This window comes from Serratia sp. PL7 (genome assembly GCF_945957435.1).
The window spans coordinates 2229683-2247986 of record NZ_CAMFLB010000001.1; the positions used below are offsets into that span (position 1 = coordinate 2229683).

Below are 18304 nucleotides of genomic sequence, written 5' to 3' on the forward strand. Positions count from 1 at the left end.
CCGCGCCGTTAGTCCTTGTCGATTCGACTGGCTACTGCGCCCTGCTGATCGCGATATTTTGCGTCCTGCCGGCTGTTATAAGGCCGGGCCGCCGGGCCGGACAACGGCTCAAAGCTCAAGGCGCCAATCAGCATCCCCGGCCGCAGCGCCAGCGGCAGCTTGCCGGAGTTGTAAAACTCCAGCACGATGCGCCCATGCCAGCCCGGATCGATACGGTGCGCAGTGACGTGTACCATCAGCCCCAGGCGCGCCAGAGAAGAACGGCCGTCGAGCCACCCCACGAGATCGTCCGGCAACGTCACGGATTCGAACGTCACCGCCAGGGCCAGCTCGCCGGGATGAAGGAAGAACGCTTCGCCTTCCGGCAGGACAATCTCGTCGCTCATCACGCGATCCAACGCGGCGCTGACTTCGTCTTTCGGTCCGCTAAGATCGATAAAAGGCGCGGTATGGCCACTGAACACGCGGAACTGATTGCCCAAGCGGACATCTACTGTGGCCCCGTTGATGCGTTCGAGCGGCGGGCGCGGGGAAATCACCAGTTTCTCGCTATCCAGCCAGGCTTCTATATCGCGGTCACACAGTCTCATGTCTCTCTTCTCCATCAAAACGCATAACTAAACAAAAATTGCCACACAACGGGCGAAAGGTCTACGCCGGGGTGCAAATAGTTGGCCGCCGGCCGGAAATGCACATTTCCGGCCATTAAGGGGCATTATTCAAAGAATTGGCTGATTTTGGCTTTCAGAATATCGATCGCGATGCGGTTTTTGCCACCGCGCGGGACGATGATATCGGCGTATTGTTTGGAAGGTTCGATAAATTGCAGGAACATCGGGCGCACGGTCTTCTGGTATTGCGCCATCACCGAATCCATCGAGCGGCCGCGCTCGTTGACGTCGCGCTTCATGCGGCGCATCAGGCAGATATCCAATGGCGTGTCGACAAAGATCGAGAAGTTCATTTCCTGGCGCAGGCGGATATCCGTCAGCAGCAAGATCCCTTCCAGAATAATGACTTTTTTAGGTTCCAGGTGGACAGTTTCTTTCTTGCGCGTGTGTTCGGTGTAGCTGTACAGCGGCAGCTCGATCGCCTTACCGGCCTTCAGCATCTGCAGATGCTGGAACAGCAGGTTGTGATCCATGGCGCTCGGGTGGTCGTAGTTGGTTTTGACCCGTTCTTCCATGGTCAGGTGAGTCTGGTCTTTATAGTAACTGTCTTCTGGAATAACGCCGATGTGCTCATCGCCGACCTGCTCGCGGAGTTCGCGGTACAACGTGCTGGCGATAAGGCTTTTTCCGGAGGCAGATGCGCCAGCTATACCAATAATGACGCACTGATGCGGATTGTCAGTCATAAAATTAAAGACCTGATTTCATAGTGTGAAGGGGGGAACTAAAACGCGACAATTATAGGGAGTCGCCGGGGTTTGCGCCACTGTATATTGCGCAACGGCGGGCGAATTCGGGCTGTCACGCCACGGGCAAGCGGCATTTTAAGAATCTCACGCCTAGGGCAACGCGCCGTAACGGGTTACACTCCACCGCGCTGACTTTTGCTCCCCGTCCCCTTTCATCGGAGATTGATGTGCTGGATTGGTATTTTCTGACTTTTTTCGGCGACAGCATGCTGCTGCTGCCCTGCGCGCTGATTCTGTTTTTGTTGCTGATCGCGTCTCCCGCCACTCGCGCGGCAGGCTGGCAATGGGCGCTGATCTTCGGTTTCACCGGCGGGCTGGTCTGCCTGTCCAAACTGGCCTTTATGGGCTGGGGCATTGGTAGCGCAAGTTATGACTTCACCGGATTCAGCGGCCATTCAGCCCTCGCGGCAAGCATCTGGCCGCCATTGCTTTGGACGTTGACCGGTCGCTTTTCCCACCCCATACGTAGCATCGCTTTACTGACCGGGTGGATATTACCTTTCGCCATCGGCGTTTCGCGGCTGGAAATTCGCGTGCACTCGGTATCCGAGGTGATCAGCGGGCTGATTTTAGGCTACCTGGCCAGCGCACTGTTCCTGTGGTTGCAGCAGAGCAAAACGCGCCCGCATCTCTCTTGGCCGCACTTCGCCATCGCGCTGGCCTTGCCATTGGCGCTGATGGGACAGCGGCAGCCGGCTCCCACCCAGGGATTGCTGGAGCATATCGCCAAAACGCTGGCACAGATCGAACGCCCTTATACCCGGGCAGATTTGCACAACCCTGCCCGCATCCTATAAAAAAACCCGGCGTTTAAGCCGGGTTCTTGCATTGCGATAGGCTGATTACAGCGCGCGGAACGCAATCTCTGTCGGGATCGCCTCGCCCTGCCAATACATCTGCGCAGCCACACGGCCGGCCAATTGACGATACATGTCGGCGAATTCGCTGTCCGGTCGGCTGATCACCGTCGGCGTACCGCGATCCAGATCTTCACGCAGCGAAATATGCAACGGCATCTGCCCCAGCAGACGACTGTTGTATTTCTGCACCAGCTTCTCGGCGCCACCGGTGCCGAAAATCGGCTCATGGTGACCGCAGTTGCTGCAGATATGCACGCTCATGTTCTCCACGATGCCCAGCACCGGCACATGCACTTTCTCGAACATCACGATGCCCTTGGCGGCATCCAGCAAAGCGATATCCTGCGGGGTGGTAACCACCAGTGCGCCGGTCACCGGAATGTTCTGCGACAGCGTCAGCTGAATGTCGCCGGTACCCGGCGGCATGTCCAGCACCAGATAATCCAGATCCGGCCACAGCGTATCCTGCAACAGCTGCATCAGCGCCTTACTGGCCATCGGTCCGCGCCACACCATAGCATTGTCGTCGGTCACCAGATAGCCGATAGAGTTGGTCGCCAGGCCGTGCGCCATGATTGGTGCCATATGTTGACCGTCCGGCGAAGTCGGCCGCTCGTGTTCGGTGCCCAGCATATTGGGGATCGACGGGCCGTATATGTCGGCGTCCAGAATGCCGACCTTGGCCCCTTCGGCGACCAGCGCCAGCGCCAGGTTGACGGCGGTGGTGGATTTCCCCACCCCGCCTTTACCGGAGCTGACGGCGATGATATTGCGCACGCCTTTGATACCGGCCTGGCCGTTGGCACGCTTCAGCGTCGTGATATCGTGTTTAAGCTTCCAATCGATGGCGCTGGCGCCGGTCACGCGCAGCAGCTCGGGGCCAACGCTTGCCTGCAGCGCTTCAAAGCCGCTCAGCCAGGCAAACGGCATCGTCAGTTCGATATGCAGCACATCGTCCAGCAACGCGCAGTGATGGATAGCCTTCAATGCGGTCAGGTTGTTTTTCAACGTCGGGTGTTCAAAGGCGGCCAGTACACCGGTCACCAGGGCGCGCAGAACTTCGGGGTTGGTCTGCTCAGGGGATTTTGCGTTCATCCCGGCTCCTTGATTTTGAATGGGTAGCTTCCGGCTAAGCATATCAGAACTGCCCGGCGGCTGGCGCGTATAACCTGCAAGAAACCGCCCTAGCAGCGAAGGGCGCGATCGGTTAACATCGAAGGCCCTTTTATTCATTACAGAAAGCAAGTTCTCACTATGGCTCAAGTCGCGAAAAAATTATTGGTGACGTGCGCGCTACCGTACGCAAATGGTTCCATCCATCTCGGCCACATGCTCGAGCACATCCAGGCGGATATCTGGGTGCGTTACCAACGAATGCGCGGCCACGAAGTGCATTTCATTTGCGCGGACGACGCGCACGGCACGCCGATCATGCTGAAAGCGCAGCAGCTGGGCGTAAAACCGGAAGAAATGATCGCGGAGATGAGCCAGGAGCACCAACAGGATTTCGCCGGCTTTGGCATCAGCTATGACAACTATCACTCGACCCATAGCGATGAAAACCGTGAGCTGTCCACCCTGATTTACAGCCGCCTGAAAGAAAACGGTTTTATCAAGAACCGCACCATTTCTCAGCTGTACGATCCGGAGAAAGGCATGTTCCTGCCGGACCGTTTCGTGAAGGGCACCTGCCCGAAATGCAAATCGCCGGACCAATACGGCGACAACTGCGAAGTGTGTGGCGCCACCTACAGCCCGACGGAACTGATCGATCCGAAGTCCGTGGTTTCCGGCGCGACGCCGGTAATGCGCGACTCCGAGCACTTCTTCTTCGATCTGCCGGCCTTCAGCGAAATGCTGCAGGCGTGGACGCGCTCCGGCGCGCTGCAAGAGCAAGTGGCGAACAAGATGCAGGAGTGGTTCGAATCCGGCCTGCAGCAGTGGGACATCTCCCGCGATGCGCCTTACTTCGGCTTCGAAATTCCGGATGCGCCGGGCAAATACTTCTACGTCTGGCTGGACGCACCGATCGGCTACATGGGTTCCTTCAAGAACCTGTGCGACAAACGCGGCGATCTGGACTTCGACGAGTTCTGGCGCAAAGACGCCACCACCGAGCTCTATCACTTCATCGGCAAGGACATCGTCTACTTCCACAGCCTGTTCTGGCCGGCGATGCTGGAAGGCAGCAACTTCCGCAAACCGACCAACCTGTTCGTGCACGGTTACGTGACGGTGAACGGCGCCAAGATGTCCAAGTCGCGCGGCACCTTCATCAAGGCCGGCACCTACCTGCAGCACCTCGACGCCGACTGCCTGCGCTATTACTACGCCGCCAAGCTCTCTTCACGCATTGATGACATCGATCTCAATCTGGAAGACTTCGTGCAGCGCGTGAATGCCGACATTGTCAACAAGGTGGTGAACCTCGCTTCGCGCAACGCCGGCTTTATCAACAAGCGCTTCGGCGGCAAGCTGGCCGACAGCCTGGCCGATCCGGCGTTGTACCAGACCTTCGTCGACGCGGCGCAGAGCATCGCCGAAGCTTATGCCAGCCGCGAGTTCAGCCGCGCGATCCGCGAAATCATGGCGCTGGCCGATCTGGCCAACCGTTACGTGGATGAACAGGCGCCGTGGGTGGTGGCGAAGGAAGAAGGCCGCGATGCCGATCTGCAGGCCATCTGCTCGATGGGCATCAACCTGTTCCGCGTGCTGATGACTTACCTGAAGCCGGTGCTGCCTTCGCTGACCGAACGCGCCGAAGCGTTCCTCAACGCCGAGCTGAGCTGGGACGCAATCCCGCAACCGCTGCTGGGCCACCAGGTGAACGCATTCAAAGCGCTGTTCAACCGTATCGATCTGGATAAGGTCAGCGAGATGGTCAACGCCTCGAAGGAAGACATGGCCGCCGCCAAACCGGTGACCGGTCCATTGGCCGATGATCCTATTCAGGAAACCATCACCTTCGACGACTTTGCCAAGGTAGACATGCGCATCGCTCTGATCAAGAGCGCCGACTTTGTCGAAGGCTCCGACAAGCTGCTGAAACTACAGCTGGATCTGGGCGGCGAACTGCGCCAGATCTTCTCCGGCATTCGCTCCGCTTACCCGGATCCGAAAACGCTGGAAGGCCGTCTGACCATCATGGTCGCCAACCTGGCGCCGCGCAAAATGCGTTTCGGCGTTTCGGAAGGCATGGTGATGGCGGCGGGCCCTGGCGGGAAAGAGATCTTCCTGCTGAGCCCGGACAGCGGCGCGCAGCCTGGTATGCAGGTCAAATAACCGCACCGGTGCGTAACATCGAGGGTCGAGCTTGCTCGGCCCTTTTTTAATGTCTCAAACCCGACGTTATAAGCAGTAAGAAAAAGTCATAACCGCTCTGATTCCCTCGCCTGCCGCATCTCGCTATGATGCTCCGCAACAACAAATAGACGTCCAGACAGAAAGACTGCTATAACAGACCTTCACCGGGATCGTTTCCCTGCTTTTTGGAGCCTATAATAATGAAAAACGTCAAGACTTCGCTGCTCGCCCTCAGCCTGCTGGCTGCCCTGCCGCTGCAGGCAGCGGAAAACGCCGCCGTGCCAGCTGCCATCGCTCAGCATCAGGGGCCGGTGCGCATCGCGGTGATCCGCAACCTCGGTTCCGACGACAACACCACGCAATTTTTGGCGGGTGCCATCCAGGAAGGACGCAAGCTGGGCTTCAAGGTGGACACCTTCCTCAGCAACGGCGACGACGCGCGCTTCCAGGACTTCGTCAACCAGGCTATCAGCCAGAAATATGACGGCATCATTCTCTCACAGGGGCGAGCCCCCTATTCCACCGAGCTGGTCAAACGCATCGCGGCAGCCGGCATCGCCGTCGCGGCGTTCGATACCGACGTCAGTGGCAGCGTTCCCGGCGTCACCGTCTCGCAGCAGGACGACGCTTCGCTGGCCAACGCCTCCTTCGGCCAGTTAGTGAAGGATTTCAACGGCCAGGCCAACATCATCAAACTCTGGGTAGCCGGCTTCCCACCGATGGAACGCCGCCAGGCCGCCTATCAGCAGCTGCTGAAACAGCATCCGGGCATTCACGAGCTGGAATCGATTGGCGCGGTTTCATCCGACGTGCAGGGCGATACCGCCAACAAGGTGGGCGCGGTGCTGGCGAAATACCCGAAAGGCAAGATCGACGCCATCTGGGGCACCTGGGACGCCTTCACTCAGGGCGCTTACAAAGCGTTGAAAGAGAACGGCCGCACCGAGATCAAGCTGTACAGCATCGATATCTCCAACCAGGACTTGCAGCTGATGCGCGAAGCCGGCAGCCCGTGGCAGGTCAGCGTGGCGGTGGATCCGAAGCTTATCGGCGCAGTCAACGTGCGCCTGGTGGCCAACAAGATCGCCGGGGAAAGCACGCCGGACAGCTATCAGTTCAAAGCGACGGTCATTCCGCAGGCGCTGCTGCTGGCGCAGCCGGGGCCGGTCAACGTCGCCGGGCTGGCGAAGATCATCCCCGGCTGGGGCAGCAGCAGCGACTTCGTGCAACCGTGGTTCGCCACGCTGCAGGCCGAACACGGTAAATAATGCTGTTTTTGACGAGGCTGCCGACGCAGCCTCTGTTTTTAAACTAATTTTCGGCTTCCCCCTTCCGTCCTCGCCAAAATACGCTATGTTATCTGCATCGCCCAATAACTGTATGCATAAACAGGCTTCGAATGAAGGGATTCCCCTCGCTGATTAACATGCTGCTGGCCAGTTCGCTGGTGTTGACCATCGGCCGCGGCGTGACGCTGCCGTTCATTACCATCTACCTCACCGAGCATTTCCATCTGCTGCCGAAGAGCGTGGGCGTGATCCTGGGCGTCAGCCTGACCCTCGGCATCCTTGCCAGCCTGTACGGCGGCTATCTAGTGGACAAATTCAGCAAGAACCGCCTGATCCTGTTGTCGATTGTATTGTTTGCGCTGAGCTTCTTCGCCATTCCCTGGATCCCGCGCCCCGGCGGCGTGATCGTGGTGCTGGCCATCTTGCATACCTGTTATTCGGTGCTGAGCATCACCATTAAGGCCTGCTTCGCCGACGGGTTGCCGGTCGAGCAGCGCATCAAGGCTTTCTCAATCAACTACACGCTGGTCAACGTCGGCTGGGCGATCGGTTCTGCGCTCGGCGTTCTGGTGGCCGGGCTTAGCCCGCTGCTGCCGTTTTACCTGTCGGGCGGGTTGGCGCTGGCGACGGTGGCGGCGCTAAGCCTGCGCTTGCGCGGTCGGCAACAGCGCGCAACGCCAGCCGCCGCACCGGCCGCGCTCCCCAACTTCCGCCAGACGCTGACAATCCTGCGCAGCGATCGGCGGCTTATCTACTTCACCCTCGGCAGCACCCTGGGCGCCGTGGTGTTCGGTCAGTTCACCGGCTATCTGTCGCAGTATCTGATCACCGTCTCCAGCGCCGAGTTCGCCTACAAAATCATCGGGCTGGTGATGATCGTCAACGCCAGCATCGTTATCGCCCTGCAATACCTGCTCAGCCGCGGTATGCGCCAGGAAAACATGCTGCGCTGGCTGGTGCTGGGCACGCTGTTTTTCATCGTCGGGCTGCTCGGTTTCATGGCGGCCGGCCAGGCGGTCTGGCTGTGGCTGGCGGCGATGGCGGTGTTTACCCTCGGCGAAATCATCGTGATCCCGGTGGAATACATGTTCATCGACTTTATCGCGCCCCCGCACCTGAAAGGCAGCTACTATGGAGTACAGAATCTCAGCGCGCTGGGCGGCGCCATCAACCCGGTACTGTGCGGGGTGCTGCTCAGCTATGCCGCGCCGCCGCTGATGTTCGTGATGCTGATCGTCGCCGCGCTGCTCAGCCTGCTGTTTTTCTTCCTCGGCCACCGGCTGGCAGAACACGCGGCGGCAGCGGCCGAAGACACGCGCTGAACCCGCGCGTGGTAGCCATTGCAGGCTGTCAACCCGCCGATCGGGTATGGCACCCATAGCGATAATTCATGGTGCGATCTGTGGCATGGCTCACAGTTTAATTGTATGATGAATGCAGCAATTAAACGGGGAAAGACAATGGCCAACGTGCTCACACTGTGCTGGAAATACCTGAGAGCCCTGCTCCTCATCTACCTGTGTCTGTTCGTCGGCAATGCAGTGGCGGCGCTGCTGCCGTTCGCCATTCCCGGCAGCATCCTCGGCATGCTGCTGCTGTTCGCCCTGCTCTCTACCCAGATCCTGCCGGCCAAATGGGTTAAACCCGGCTGCCATTTGCTGATCCGCTACATGGTGCTGCTGTTCGTGCCGATCGGCGTCGGGGTGATGAAATACTATGACCAGATCGTCGCGCATCTGGGCCCGCTGGTCATCTCTTGCCTCATCAGCACGCTGATGGTGCTGGTGGTGGTCGGCTATACCTCACACTATTTTCACCGCGAGCGCCGCATCGCCGGTAAGCCCGACGATACGGAGGGCAACCCATGATCCATGAAATCTGGTGGTCGCTGCCGCTGACGCTGGCGGTCTATTTCGCCGCGCGCTGGCTGGCGCGCAAGCTGAACATGCCGCTGCTCAATCCGCTGCTGGTGTCCATGGTGGTGATCATCCCGCTGCTGCTGCTCACCGGCATCCCCTATGAGCGCTACTTTCAGGGCAGCAAAATCCTCAACGATCTGCTGCAGCCGGCGGTTGTCGCGCTGGCCTTCCCGCTGTATGAACAGCTGCACCAGATCCGCGCGCGCTGGAAGTCGATTATCGCGGTGTGCTTCATCGGCAGCCTGACCGCCATGATCAGCGGCGGCGCCATCGCCCTGTGGCTGGGCGCCACGCCGGAAATCGCCGCCTCTATCCTGCCGAAATCGGTCACTACGCCAATCGCCATGGCCGTCGCGGACTCGCTCGGCGGTATTCCGGCGATCAGCGCAGTCTGCGTCATTTTCGTCGGTATCCTCGGCGCCGTGTTCGGCCATACGCTGTTCAACCTGTTGAAAATCACCACCCACTCTGCGCGCGGCCTGGCGATGGGCACCGCATCCCACGCGCTGGGCACCGCACGCTGCGCGGAGATGGACTACCAGGAAGGCGCATTCGGCTCGCTGGCGCTGGTGATCTGCGGCATCATCACCTCACTGCTGGCGCCGTTCCTGTTCCCGGTGCTGCTGCATCTGTTCGGCTGAATACGGCGAAACTTGCGATACATCTCGCATTTATTTATTTCATTGCATTAATTTCACCAATTAAGAGACATTAATCACACTTTAATGTCTCTGGCCTGCCTAGAATGTTACCCCGTTAACTCGTAGAGAGACCTTCTATGCATCCGCGTTTTCACACCGCTTTCAGCGCACTGCCCGCGACACTGCAATCCGCCCTGCGGCCCTATCTGGACGCGCCTGACTTTCCGGCGATGTTCACGGCCGAGCAAGCGGCGGCGATCCGCACAGGTTGCGGGCTGGACGATGATGCGCTGGCATTCGCGCTGCTGCCGCTGGCGGCGGCCTGCTCGTTAACCCCGATATCACATTTCCACGTCGGCGCCATCGCGCGCGGGCAAAGTGGCAACCTCTATTTCGGCGCCAATATGGAATTCAGCGGCGCACCGCTGCAGCAAACCGTGCATGCGGAACAGTGCGCGGTTACCCATGCCTGGCTGCGCGGTGAATCGGCGCTGGCCTCGGTCACCGTCAATTACACGCCGTGCGGTCATTGCCGCCAGTTTATGAATGAGCTGAACAGCGGCGGCGAACTGCAGATCCGTCTGCCGGGCCGCGCGCCGGCTACGCTGGCGGACTATCTGCCGGACGCCTTCGGCCCGAAAGATCTGGATATCGCTTCGCTGCTGATGGACAAGGTCGATCACGGTCACCAGCTGGCGCTGGACGACGCACTGACACAGGCGGCACTGGCGGCGGCCAATCAGAGTCACGCACCGTACAGCAACGCCCACAGCGGCGTGGCGCTGGAAACGACAGACGGCATTATCTATGCCGGCCGTTATGCGGAAAACGCCGCCTTCAACCCTAGCCTGCCGCCGCTGCAGGCCGCGCTGATCCTGCTGAACCTCTCCGGCGGCGATTGCCTGAACATTCGCCGCGCCGTACTGGTCGAGCCGCAGGAGGCGATCCTCAGCCAGTGGGACGCCACCCGCGCCACCCTGGCGGCGCTAGGCTGCCAGAACGTCAGCCGCGCCACTTTCTAAGCGCACCACGGCGGGGCCATCCGGTTCCGCCGTTAACAGCCCCGCCCGCCAAATACAATGCCCCGACGCCGCAAGAAACACTTTCTTTAGTTAAAAAATCATTTGATTGTCGATAATTACGCCAACCTGGTTCATCATCTGGCAACAAATGCTGTACATCTTCTCTTTATCTCTTAGGATCGTCGGCAATAAAGTTATCTGATACGTGAAGAGTAAAACTGATGGAACTAGAATACGAAAGCAAACGCCCGCTCTATATCCCTTACGCCGGCCCGATTCTGCTGGAATTTCCGCTGCTGAACAAAGGCAGCGCTTTCACCGAGGAAGAACGTAGCCACTTCAACCTGCACGGCCTGCTGCCGGAGGCGGTGGAAACCATCGAAGAACAGGTGGAACGCGCCTACCGTCAGTATCAGGATTTCAAGAACGATAACGACAAGCACATCTACCTGCGCAACATCCAGGACACCAACGAAACCCTGTTCTACCGCCTGCTGGACTCGCACCTGAGCGAGATGATGCCGATCATTTACACCCCGACCGTCGGCGAGGCCTGCGAACACTTCTCCGATATCTATCGCCGCGCGCGCGGGCTGTTCATCTCCTACCCGAACCGCGATCGCATCGATGACATGCTGCAAAACGCCACCAAGCAGAACGTCAAGGTGATCGTGGTCACCGACGGCGAGCGTATCCTCGGCCTGGGCGACCAGGGCATCGGCGGCATGGGCATTCCCATCGGCAAGCTGTCGCTGTATACCGCCTGCGGCGGCATCAGCCCGGCCTATACCCTGCCGGTGGTGCTGGACGTCGGCACCAACAACCCGCAGCGCCTCAACGATCCGCTGTACATGGGCTGGCGCCATCCGCGCATCTCCGGCGAGGAGTACCACGCCTTCGTCGAAGAGTTTATTCAGGCGGTCAAACGCCGCTGGCCGAACGTACTGCTGCAGTTCGAAGACTTCGCACAGAACAACGCCACCCCGTTGTTGAACCGCTATCGCGACGAGATCTGCTGCTTCAACGATGACATTCAGGGCACTGCCGCGGTGACCCTCGGCAGCCTGATCGCCGCCAGCCGCGCCGCCGGCAGCCAGCTGCGCGATCAGACCGTCACCTTCCTCGGTGCCGGTTCCGCCGGCTGTGGCATCGCCGAGCAGATCATCGCGCAGATGAAGTCCGAAGGGTTGAGCGAAGACGAAGCGCGCGCCCGCGTATTCATGGTCGACCGCTTCGGCCTGCTGACCGACAAACTGCCGAACCTGCTCGATTTCCAGAGCAAGCTGGTACAGAAGAGCGACAACCTGACCGGTTGGGAAACCGCCAGCGACGCCATCTCGCTGCTGGACGTGGTGCGCAACGCCAAGCCGACCATTCTGATCGGCGTTTCCGGCCAGCCGGGGCTGTTTACCGAAGAGCTGATCCGCGAAATGCACAAACACTGCGAACGCCCTATCGTGATGCCACTGTCCAACCCGACTTCGCGCGTGGAAGCCCGTCCGGAAGACATCATCAACTGGACCGACGGCGCCGCCCTGGTGGCGACCGGCAGCCCGTTCGCACCGGTGAGCTATAAAGAGCAGCTGTATCCGATCGCCCAGTGCAACAACTCCTACATCTTCCCGGGGATTGGCCTCGGCGTGCTGGCCTCCGGCGCCACCCGCGTCACCGACGCCATGCTGATGGCCGCCAGCCGCGCGCTGGCGGACTGTTCGCCGCTGGCCACCGACGGTCACGGCGCACTGCTGCCGAATATCGACGATATTCAGGGCGTGTCGAAGTGCATCGCCATGGAAGTGGGTAAAGCGGCGCAGCTGCAGGGCGTGGCAATCGTCACCTCCGAAGACGCGCTGTCGAAAGCCATCGAGCACAACTTCTGGCGACCGCAGTACCGCAGCTACAAGCGCACCTCGTTCTGATTGACGCGCTGAAATGACCCAGCCCGGCTCCGCCGGGCTTTTTTGTGCGGCAAAACCGCCTAAAAATGCGGCGTTGCGCGTGCTTCAGGCGGTTCGCGTCTTGCGTCGATCGGTCAGGTAAAGTAGCCTTGATCCATCTTTTTCAGCCCGGCGCGCGTAAGGCAACAACATGTGGAAACGCCTGATCATCAGCCTGTTCATCATCATTGCGGTGTTGATGGGTTCGGCTATTGCGCTCGATCGCTGGATCAGCTGGAAAACCGCGCCTTACGTCTACGACGAACTGCAGGAGCTGCCGCACCGCCAGGTTGGCGTGGTGCTCGGCACGGCCAAGTATTACCGCACCGGGGTGATCAACCAGTACTACCGTTACCGCATTCAGGGGGCGATTAACGCCTATAACAGCGGCAAGGTGAAATACCTGCTGCTGAGCGGCGACAACGCCCAGCAAAGCTACAACGAACCGATGACCATGCGCCGCGATCTGATCGCCGCCGGCGTGGCGCCGAGCGATATCGTGCTGGATTACGCCGGCTTCCGCACCCTGGATTCCATCGTGCGCACCCGCAAGGTGTTCGACACCAACGACTTCATCATCATCACCCAGCGCTTCCACTGCGAACGGGCGCTGTTCATCGCCCTGCACATGGGCATTCAGGCGCAGTGCTATGCGGTGCCGTCGCCGAAAGACATGATGACGGTGCGGGTCCGCGAGATTTTCGCCCGTCTGGGCGCGCTGACCGATCTGTACATCCTCAAGCGCGAGCCGCGCTTCCTTGGCCCGCTGATCCCGATCTCAGCCATGCACACCGTGCCGGAAGACGCCCAGGGTTATCCCGCCGTGTCACCGGAACAGCTGGTGGAGCTGGAGCACAAGCTGAAAGAAGAGAAACAGAAAGCCAAACAGCCCTGACGCAGAAAACGCCCAAAAAGAAAGGCCGGCAAAATAGGCCGGCCTTGTTGTCTGTGCTGCGGGAAATCTACTTCTTCTTGGCGTATTTCAACGAGTCCAGCGCCACGGCGAAGATGATGATGCTGCCCTTGATGATGTACTGCCAGTACGGGTTGATACCGATATAAGTCAGGCCGTAGTTGATGACGGTAAAGATGATCACCCCGGTCACCACGCCCCACACCGTACCCACCCCGCCGGCGAAGGAGACGCCCCCCACCACGCAGGCGGCGATGGCGTCCAGCTCATACATAAAGCCAAGGTTGTTGGTGGCGCTGCCGATGCGCCCCGCTTCCAGCAAGCCGCCGAAGGCGTAGAACACGCCGGACAGCGCATAGATCATGATCAGGTTCAACGGCACGTTGACGCCGGACACCTTAGCCGCTTCCGGGTTGCCGCCGATGGCGAAGATGTTCTTGCCGAAGCGGGTCTTGGTCCACAGGATCCAGACGAATATGATGGCGATCAGCGCGTAAAAGGTAATGTACGACAGCTTAAAGTCGCCGAAGCGCAAGAAGCCCTGGGCAAAGGTGGAAAACTTCGGATCGAAACCCGCGACCGGCGACGCGCCGACCGAATCGTAATACAGCGAATTGATGCCGTAGACGATGATCATGGTGCCCAAGGTGGTGATGAACGGCGTCACGTTGAGATAGGCGATAATCAGGCCGTTAACCAGGCCGATCACCGCGCCGACCGCACACACCAGCAAGATGACCAGGGGAATCGACCAGGTTTCCATGTGCGGGAATACCTTGTTGACGTTATCCATCGACTGCAGCAGCGTGGCCGCCACCACCGCCGCCAGCCCCACCTGCCGCCCGGCGGACAGGTCGGTGCCCTGAGTCACGATCAATCCCGCCACGCCCAGCGCGATGATGATGCGCACCGAAGACTGCGTCAGGATGTTGCTCAGGTTCATCAGGCTGAGGAAGGTAGGATCCTGAATGATGATGATGGCCAACAGCACCAGCAACACCACGTAAATGCCGCCTTCCTTGAAATAGGTAAATAAGGTTTTTTTATTTAGCGCGTTCATAATTCAGATCCTTAAAGGTGCAGGGAGGCGAGACGTAAGATTTCATTTTGCGAGGTCTGTTTGGTGTTAACGATGCCCGCAACCTGACCATTGCTCATCACCAAAATACGGTCGGTGATCCCCAAAAGCTCCGGCATTTCGGACGAGACGATAATGATCCCCTTGCCCTTCTTCGCCAGTTCGGTCATCAGCTGATAAATCTCGAACTTGGCGCCCACGTCGATGCCGCGCGTCGGTTCATCCAGCATCAGGATCTCCGGCTGCGTCAGCAGCCAGCGGCCGATGATCACCTTCTGCTGGTTGCCGCCGGACAGCGAGCCGATATGGGTGTGATGCCCCGGCGTTTTCACCCGCATGGCGTCGATCACCCACTGGGTGTCGCTCTTCATCCGCGCGTTATCCAGCAGGCCGAGCTTGTTTTTATAATTGCGGATATTGGAGATCAAAGAGTTGAAACCCACATCGAGGTAAGCGTAAATCCCGGTGGATCGGCGCTCTTCGGTCACCAACGCAAACCCGTGGTTGATCGCTTCGTTGGCACTGTGGTTGTCGATCGCCTTGCCGTGCAGCTTTATAGTGCCCGCCACCTTTTCACGAATGCCGAACAGCGTCTCGACGATGTCGGTGCGCTTGGCGCCCACCAGCCCGGCGATGCCGAGGATCTCGCCCTGGTGCAGATCGAAGGACACATCGCGGATCGAAGGCTGGCGCAGCGATGTCAGGTTCTTCACCTCAAGGATCACCTCACCCGGCGTGTTTTGCCTGTCCGGGAAGCGCTGGCTCAGCGAGCGGCCGACCATCATGGCGATGATCTTGTCCATATCCAGCCCTTCCAGCGGCTGGGTGGCGATCCACTGGCCATCGCGCAGCACCGTTATCTCGTCGCACAGCTGGAAGATCTCTTCCATCTTGTGCGAGATATAGACGATGCCGCAGCCGCGTTCTTTCAGCTTGCGGATGATGGTGAACAGATGATTGACCTCTTTCTCCGTCAGCGAAGAGGTCGGTTCATCCATGATGACGATCTTGGCGTCGTAGGAAAACGCCTTGGCGATCTCGATCATCTGCATCTGCGACACCGACAGGTTGCCCACCTTTTCGCGCGGGTTGATGTCGATATCCAGCTCGTCAAAGATCGCCTGGGTGTCTTTGAACATCTTGTCCTGATCGACGAACAGGCCTTTGGTCGGATAGCGCCCCAGCCACATGTTGTCCATCACGGTGCGTTGCAGCACCAGGTTCAGCTCCTGATGCACCATCGAAACGCCGTGTTCCAACGCTTCCTTCGAGCTCTTGAAATCGATTTCCCGACCCTGAAACACAATGCTGCCGCTGTCTTTTTTATAAATGCCGAACAGGCATTTCAGCAACGTCGATTTCCCCGCCCCGTTCTCCCCCATCAGGGCGTGAATCGAGTGCGGACGGACGCGTAAATTGACATTGTCCAAAGCTTTGACGCCGGGAAATGACTTACAGATATCCGTCATTTCCAGCAAAAATTCGCGTGAGCTATCGGCCATAAATACACCTGGCTTAACGATCTTGCAGTCGTAAACATCCCCGCCGGCGGTATCCCTGGTGTTGGCGCCGCAGGCGGGGTCTTAGCGGGATCTCAATTCTTATTTAACGAACTGAGACAGGTTGTCTTTATCTACGCCGACGTAAGGGATACGCACGACTTTATTTTCGACTTTATATTGGGTGCCTTCGGTGGCCGGTTTGCCTGCCGCCAGGTTTTTCGCCAGCTCGAAGGTGGCTTTCGCCTGGTTGTCGGCGTCGTTCAGCACCGTGCCCGCCATCGCGCCGGATTTCACCAGCGCCAGCGCTTCAGGCAGCGCATCGACGCCGAACACCGGGATACTGGTCTTGTTGTGCGCTTTCAGCGCTTCCACCGCGCCCATTGCCATAGCGTCGTTGTTGGCGATCACCACTTCAATCTTGTTGGCATTCGGGCCGGAGAGCCAAGCGTCCATCTTGTCTTTCGCCTGCGCGGTATCCCACATCGCGGTATCCATCTGCAGCTGCTGGGTCTTGATGCCTTTTTCGTTCAGCGTCTTCACCACGTAGGTAGTGCGCGCTTCGGCATCCGGGTGGCCCGGTTCGCCCTTCAGCAGCACGAACTGGATCTGGCCGTCTTTGTTCAGATCCCAGGCCGGGTTGGCTTGCCAGTGTTTGGCGATCAGCTCGCCCTGGATCACGCCGGACTCTTTGGAGTCGGTGCCGACGTAATATGCCTTGTCATAGCTGTCCAACGCCTTGCGGGAAGGTTCTTTGTTGTAGAACACCACCGGGATATCGTTTGCGCGCGCCTTATCAATAACCACCGGTGCCGCGGCCGGGTCGACCAGGTTGATCGCCAGCGCTTTCACGCCCTTGGCCAGCAGCACGTCGATCTGATCGTTCTGTTTGGACTGGTCGTTCTGCGAGTCATTCATCAGCAGAGTGACGTCCGGCGAAGCCTTGGCATCTTTCTCGATCGCCTTGCGCACCACCGACATGAAGTTGTCGTCGTATTTGTAAATCGTGACGCCAATACGGGTATCAGCATGGGCTGCGGCGCCAAACATCATGGCTGCGGCCATGGCGGCCAGGGTGAAAACCTTCTTATTCATTGTCAGTCTCCGGTTCTGTGTAGGGTATTACTCGTCTTTGAGCCAATGGTCACCGGCAGTGCGCACACCCCAGGCCAGGCGATTTCCACTCAACACCTGTCGTCCGTGGATCTTGTTATTTCCGAGAAATGCTGTGTCAGCGCGAGATAAAGGTTACAGCGGCAAGGGCCTTTGCGCCGGAAAACGCCTAGAGCATAGACGGCGTGATGTTAATATTCTGTGAATTTTCTCACAGATTGAAAACGGTTACACAGGATTAAATCGTCAGAGAGTGACCGTCACCTCACTTTGCCAGGGGGCGACAGAATGGCGCCGCACCAGCGTCGGCATGAACAGATGAGCGGCCTGCGGCTCCGCCAGGCCTGCTGCGCCCTGCAATGCTAGCTCGGTGGCCAGCGTGGCCATCGAAACGATCGGGTAACGCACCGTGGTGAGTTTGGGGCTGGTGTAACGCGCGATGGGAATGTCGTCGAAGCCGATCAGCGAGAAATGCTGCGGTACCGTGATACCGTTTTCTTTCAGCACCGCCATGGCGCCGGCGGCCATGGCGTCGTTGTAAGCGAACACCGCGCTCAGCTGTAGATTACGCCCCAGCAGTTCCACCATCGCCGCCTCGCCGCCCTGCAGATCCGGCGAACCGTACGCGCGCCAGTTGTCCGGCGTGGCCAGCCCGGCGGCGGCCATCGCCTGCGCATAGCCCCGCTGGCGCAGCGGCCCGTCTTCTATCGGGTGATTGGAGCCCAGGTAGCCGATGCGCCGATGGCCCTGCGACAGCAAAAGACGCATTGCCATTTCCGCGCCGCAGACGTTATCCAGCCCGACGCAGCGTGGCTCATAGCCGGGGATAATCCGATTGATCAGCACCATGCCCGGCACCTGCTCCAGAAAGCCGATCAGCTCGGCGTCGCTCAGGGCTTTGGCGTGAACAATCAGGGCATTACAGCGCTGACGGATCAGCACTTCGATCGCATGGCGCTCTTTGTCCGCCTGATGATAGCTGTTGCCGATCAGCAGGTATTTGTGGTGTTTCTGCGCCACCGTGTCAACCGCTTTCACCAGCGCGCCGAAGAACGGATCGGAGACGTCCATCACCACCACGCCCAGGGTATCGCTGCTTTGGGTCGCCAGCGCCTGCGCATTGGCGTTGGGGCGATAGCCCAGATCCGCCACCGCCTGCAGCACCTGCTCGCGCGTCTCCTTGCTGGTCAGCGCGCTGTGGTTCAACACGCGGGAGACGGTCGCCACGGAGACCCCGGCGCGTTTCGCCACGTCGCGAATGGTGATCGGATGAACTGGAGGCATGCGGGATCCTGAAATCGGGGTAGTGA

The 18304-nt window shown here is 59.2% G+C and carries 16 protein-coding genes; 9 read left to right on the top strand and 7 right to left on the bottom strand.

The features are described 5' to 3' along the window. Nucleotides 1-8: 8 nt before the first annotated feature. Both dcd and udk read right to left on the bottom strand, forming a co-directional pair. Nucleotides 9-590, bottom strand: coding sequence for a dCTP deaminase (gene dcd, locus N6G83_RS10685; RefSeq protein WP_019454407.1), 582 nt, complete (start codon nucleotides 588-590; stop codon nucleotides 9-11). A gap of 125 nt (nucleotides 591-715) precedes the next feature. After that, nucleotides 716-1357, bottom strand: coding sequence for a uridine kinase (gene udk, locus N6G83_RS10690; RefSeq protein WP_004938922.1), 642 nt, complete (start codon nucleotides 1355-1357; stop codon nucleotides 716-718). 230 nt (nucleotides 1358-1587) lie between these two features. Here udk and N6G83_RS10695 point away from each other — a divergent pair, with 230 nt between their 5' ends. Then, entirely contained in the window at nucleotides 1588-2217 is a 630-nt protein-coding gene (locus N6G83_RS10695) for a phosphatase PAP2 family protein (RefSeq protein ID WP_049208864.1), read from the top strand. 45 nt (nucleotides 2218-2262) lie between these two features. Here N6G83_RS10695 and apbC read toward each other — a convergent pair whose 3' ends face one another. Then, the gene (gene apbC, locus N6G83_RS10700) at nucleotides 2263-3375 is read right to left on the bottom strand and encodes an iron-sulfur cluster carrier protein ApbC (protein WP_043142439.1); all 1113 of its coding nucleotides are present in this window, start codon (nucleotides 3373-3375) and stop codon (nucleotides 2263-2265) included. Between the two features lie 159 nt (nucleotides 3376-3534). On the opposite strand from apbC, the gene metG reads away from it, so the two are divergent. From metG to sanA, 8 genes are all read left to right on the top strand, one after another. Continuing rightward, on the top strand, nucleotides 3535-5562 hold the full coding sequence (gene metG / locus N6G83_RS10705) for a methionine--tRNA ligase (RefSeq protein ID WP_025302157.1): 2028 nt from the start codon (nucleotides 3535-3537) through the stop codon (nucleotides 5560-5562). Between the two features lie 221 nt (nucleotides 5563-5783). Continuing rightward, complete coding sequence (locus N6G83_RS10710; protein ID WP_049205821.1) at nucleotides 5784-6851, top strand: sugar ABC transporter substrate-binding protein; 1068 nt, start codon at nucleotides 5784-5786, stop codon at nucleotides 6849-6851. 131 nt (nucleotides 6852-6982) lie between these two features. After that, on the top strand, nucleotides 6983-8194 hold the full coding sequence (locus N6G83_RS10715; protein ID WP_049205818.1) for an MFS transporter: 1212 nt from the start codon (nucleotides 6983-6985) through the stop codon (nucleotides 8192-8194). A gap of 138 nt (nucleotides 8195-8332) precedes the next feature. Further along, nucleotides 8333-8740, top strand: coding sequence for a CidA/LrgA family protein (locus N6G83_RS10720; RefSeq protein WP_060421408.1), 408 nt, complete (start codon nucleotides 8333-8335; stop codon nucleotides 8738-8740). Then, nucleotides 8737-9432, top strand: a complete 696-nt coding sequence (locus N6G83_RS10725; protein ID WP_147822994.1) for a CidB/LrgB family autolysis modulator — start codon at nucleotides 8737-8739, stop codon at nucleotides 9430-9432. The genes N6G83_RS10720 and N6G83_RS10725 overlap by 4 nt, the downstream gene beginning before the upstream one ends. Nucleotides 9433-9569: 137 nt before the next feature. Continuing rightward, entirely contained in the window at nucleotides 9570-10454 is an 885-nt protein-coding gene (cdd, locus tag N6G83_RS10730; RefSeq protein ID WP_025302152.1) for a cytidine deaminase, read from the top strand. A gap of 221 nt (nucleotides 10455-10675) precedes the next feature. Beyond that, complete coding sequence (locus tag N6G83_RS10735) at nucleotides 10676-12373, top strand: NAD-dependent malic enzyme (protein ID WP_025302151.1); 1698 nt, start codon at nucleotides 10676-10678, stop codon at nucleotides 12371-12373. A gap of 169 nt (nucleotides 12374-12542) precedes the next feature. Then, nucleotides 12543-13286, top strand: coding sequence for an outer membrane permeability protein SanA (gene sanA, locus N6G83_RS10740; protein WP_060432736.1), 744 nt, complete (start codon nucleotides 12543-12545; stop codon nucleotides 13284-13286). Between the two features lie 67 nt (nucleotides 13287-13353). Here sanA and mglC read toward each other — a convergent pair whose 3' ends face one another. From mglC to galS, 4 genes are all read right to left on the bottom strand, one after another. Further along, nucleotides 13354-14364 carry a galactose/methyl galactoside ABC transporter permease MglC gene (mglC, locus tag N6G83_RS10745; RefSeq protein WP_004938953.1) on the bottom strand — a complete coding sequence of 337 codons (1011 nt, stop codon included), beginning with the start codon at nucleotides 14362-14364 and terminating at the stop codon, nucleotides 13354-13356. An 11-nt stretch (nucleotides 14365-14375) separates the two neighbouring features. After that, entirely contained in the window at nucleotides 14376-15884 is a 1509-nt protein-coding gene (mglA, locus tag N6G83_RS10750) for a galactose/methyl galactoside ABC transporter ATP-binding protein MglA (RefSeq protein WP_004938959.1), read from the bottom strand. 99 nt (nucleotides 15885-15983) lie between these two features. Then, the gene (gene mglB, locus N6G83_RS10755; RefSeq protein ID WP_025302149.1) at nucleotides 15984-16976 is read right to left on the bottom strand and encodes a galactose/glucose ABC transporter substrate-binding protein MglB; all 993 of its coding nucleotides are present in this window, start codon (nucleotides 16974-16976) and stop codon (nucleotides 15984-15986) included. Nucleotides 16977-17240: 264 nt separating this feature from the next. After that, on the bottom strand, nucleotides 17241-18278 hold the full coding sequence (gene galS, locus N6G83_RS10760) for an HTH-type transcriptional regulator GalS (RefSeq protein WP_173889043.1): 1038 nt from the start codon (nucleotides 18276-18278) through the stop codon (nucleotides 17241-17243). Between the last annotated feature and the right edge of the window lie 26 nt (nucleotides 18279-18304).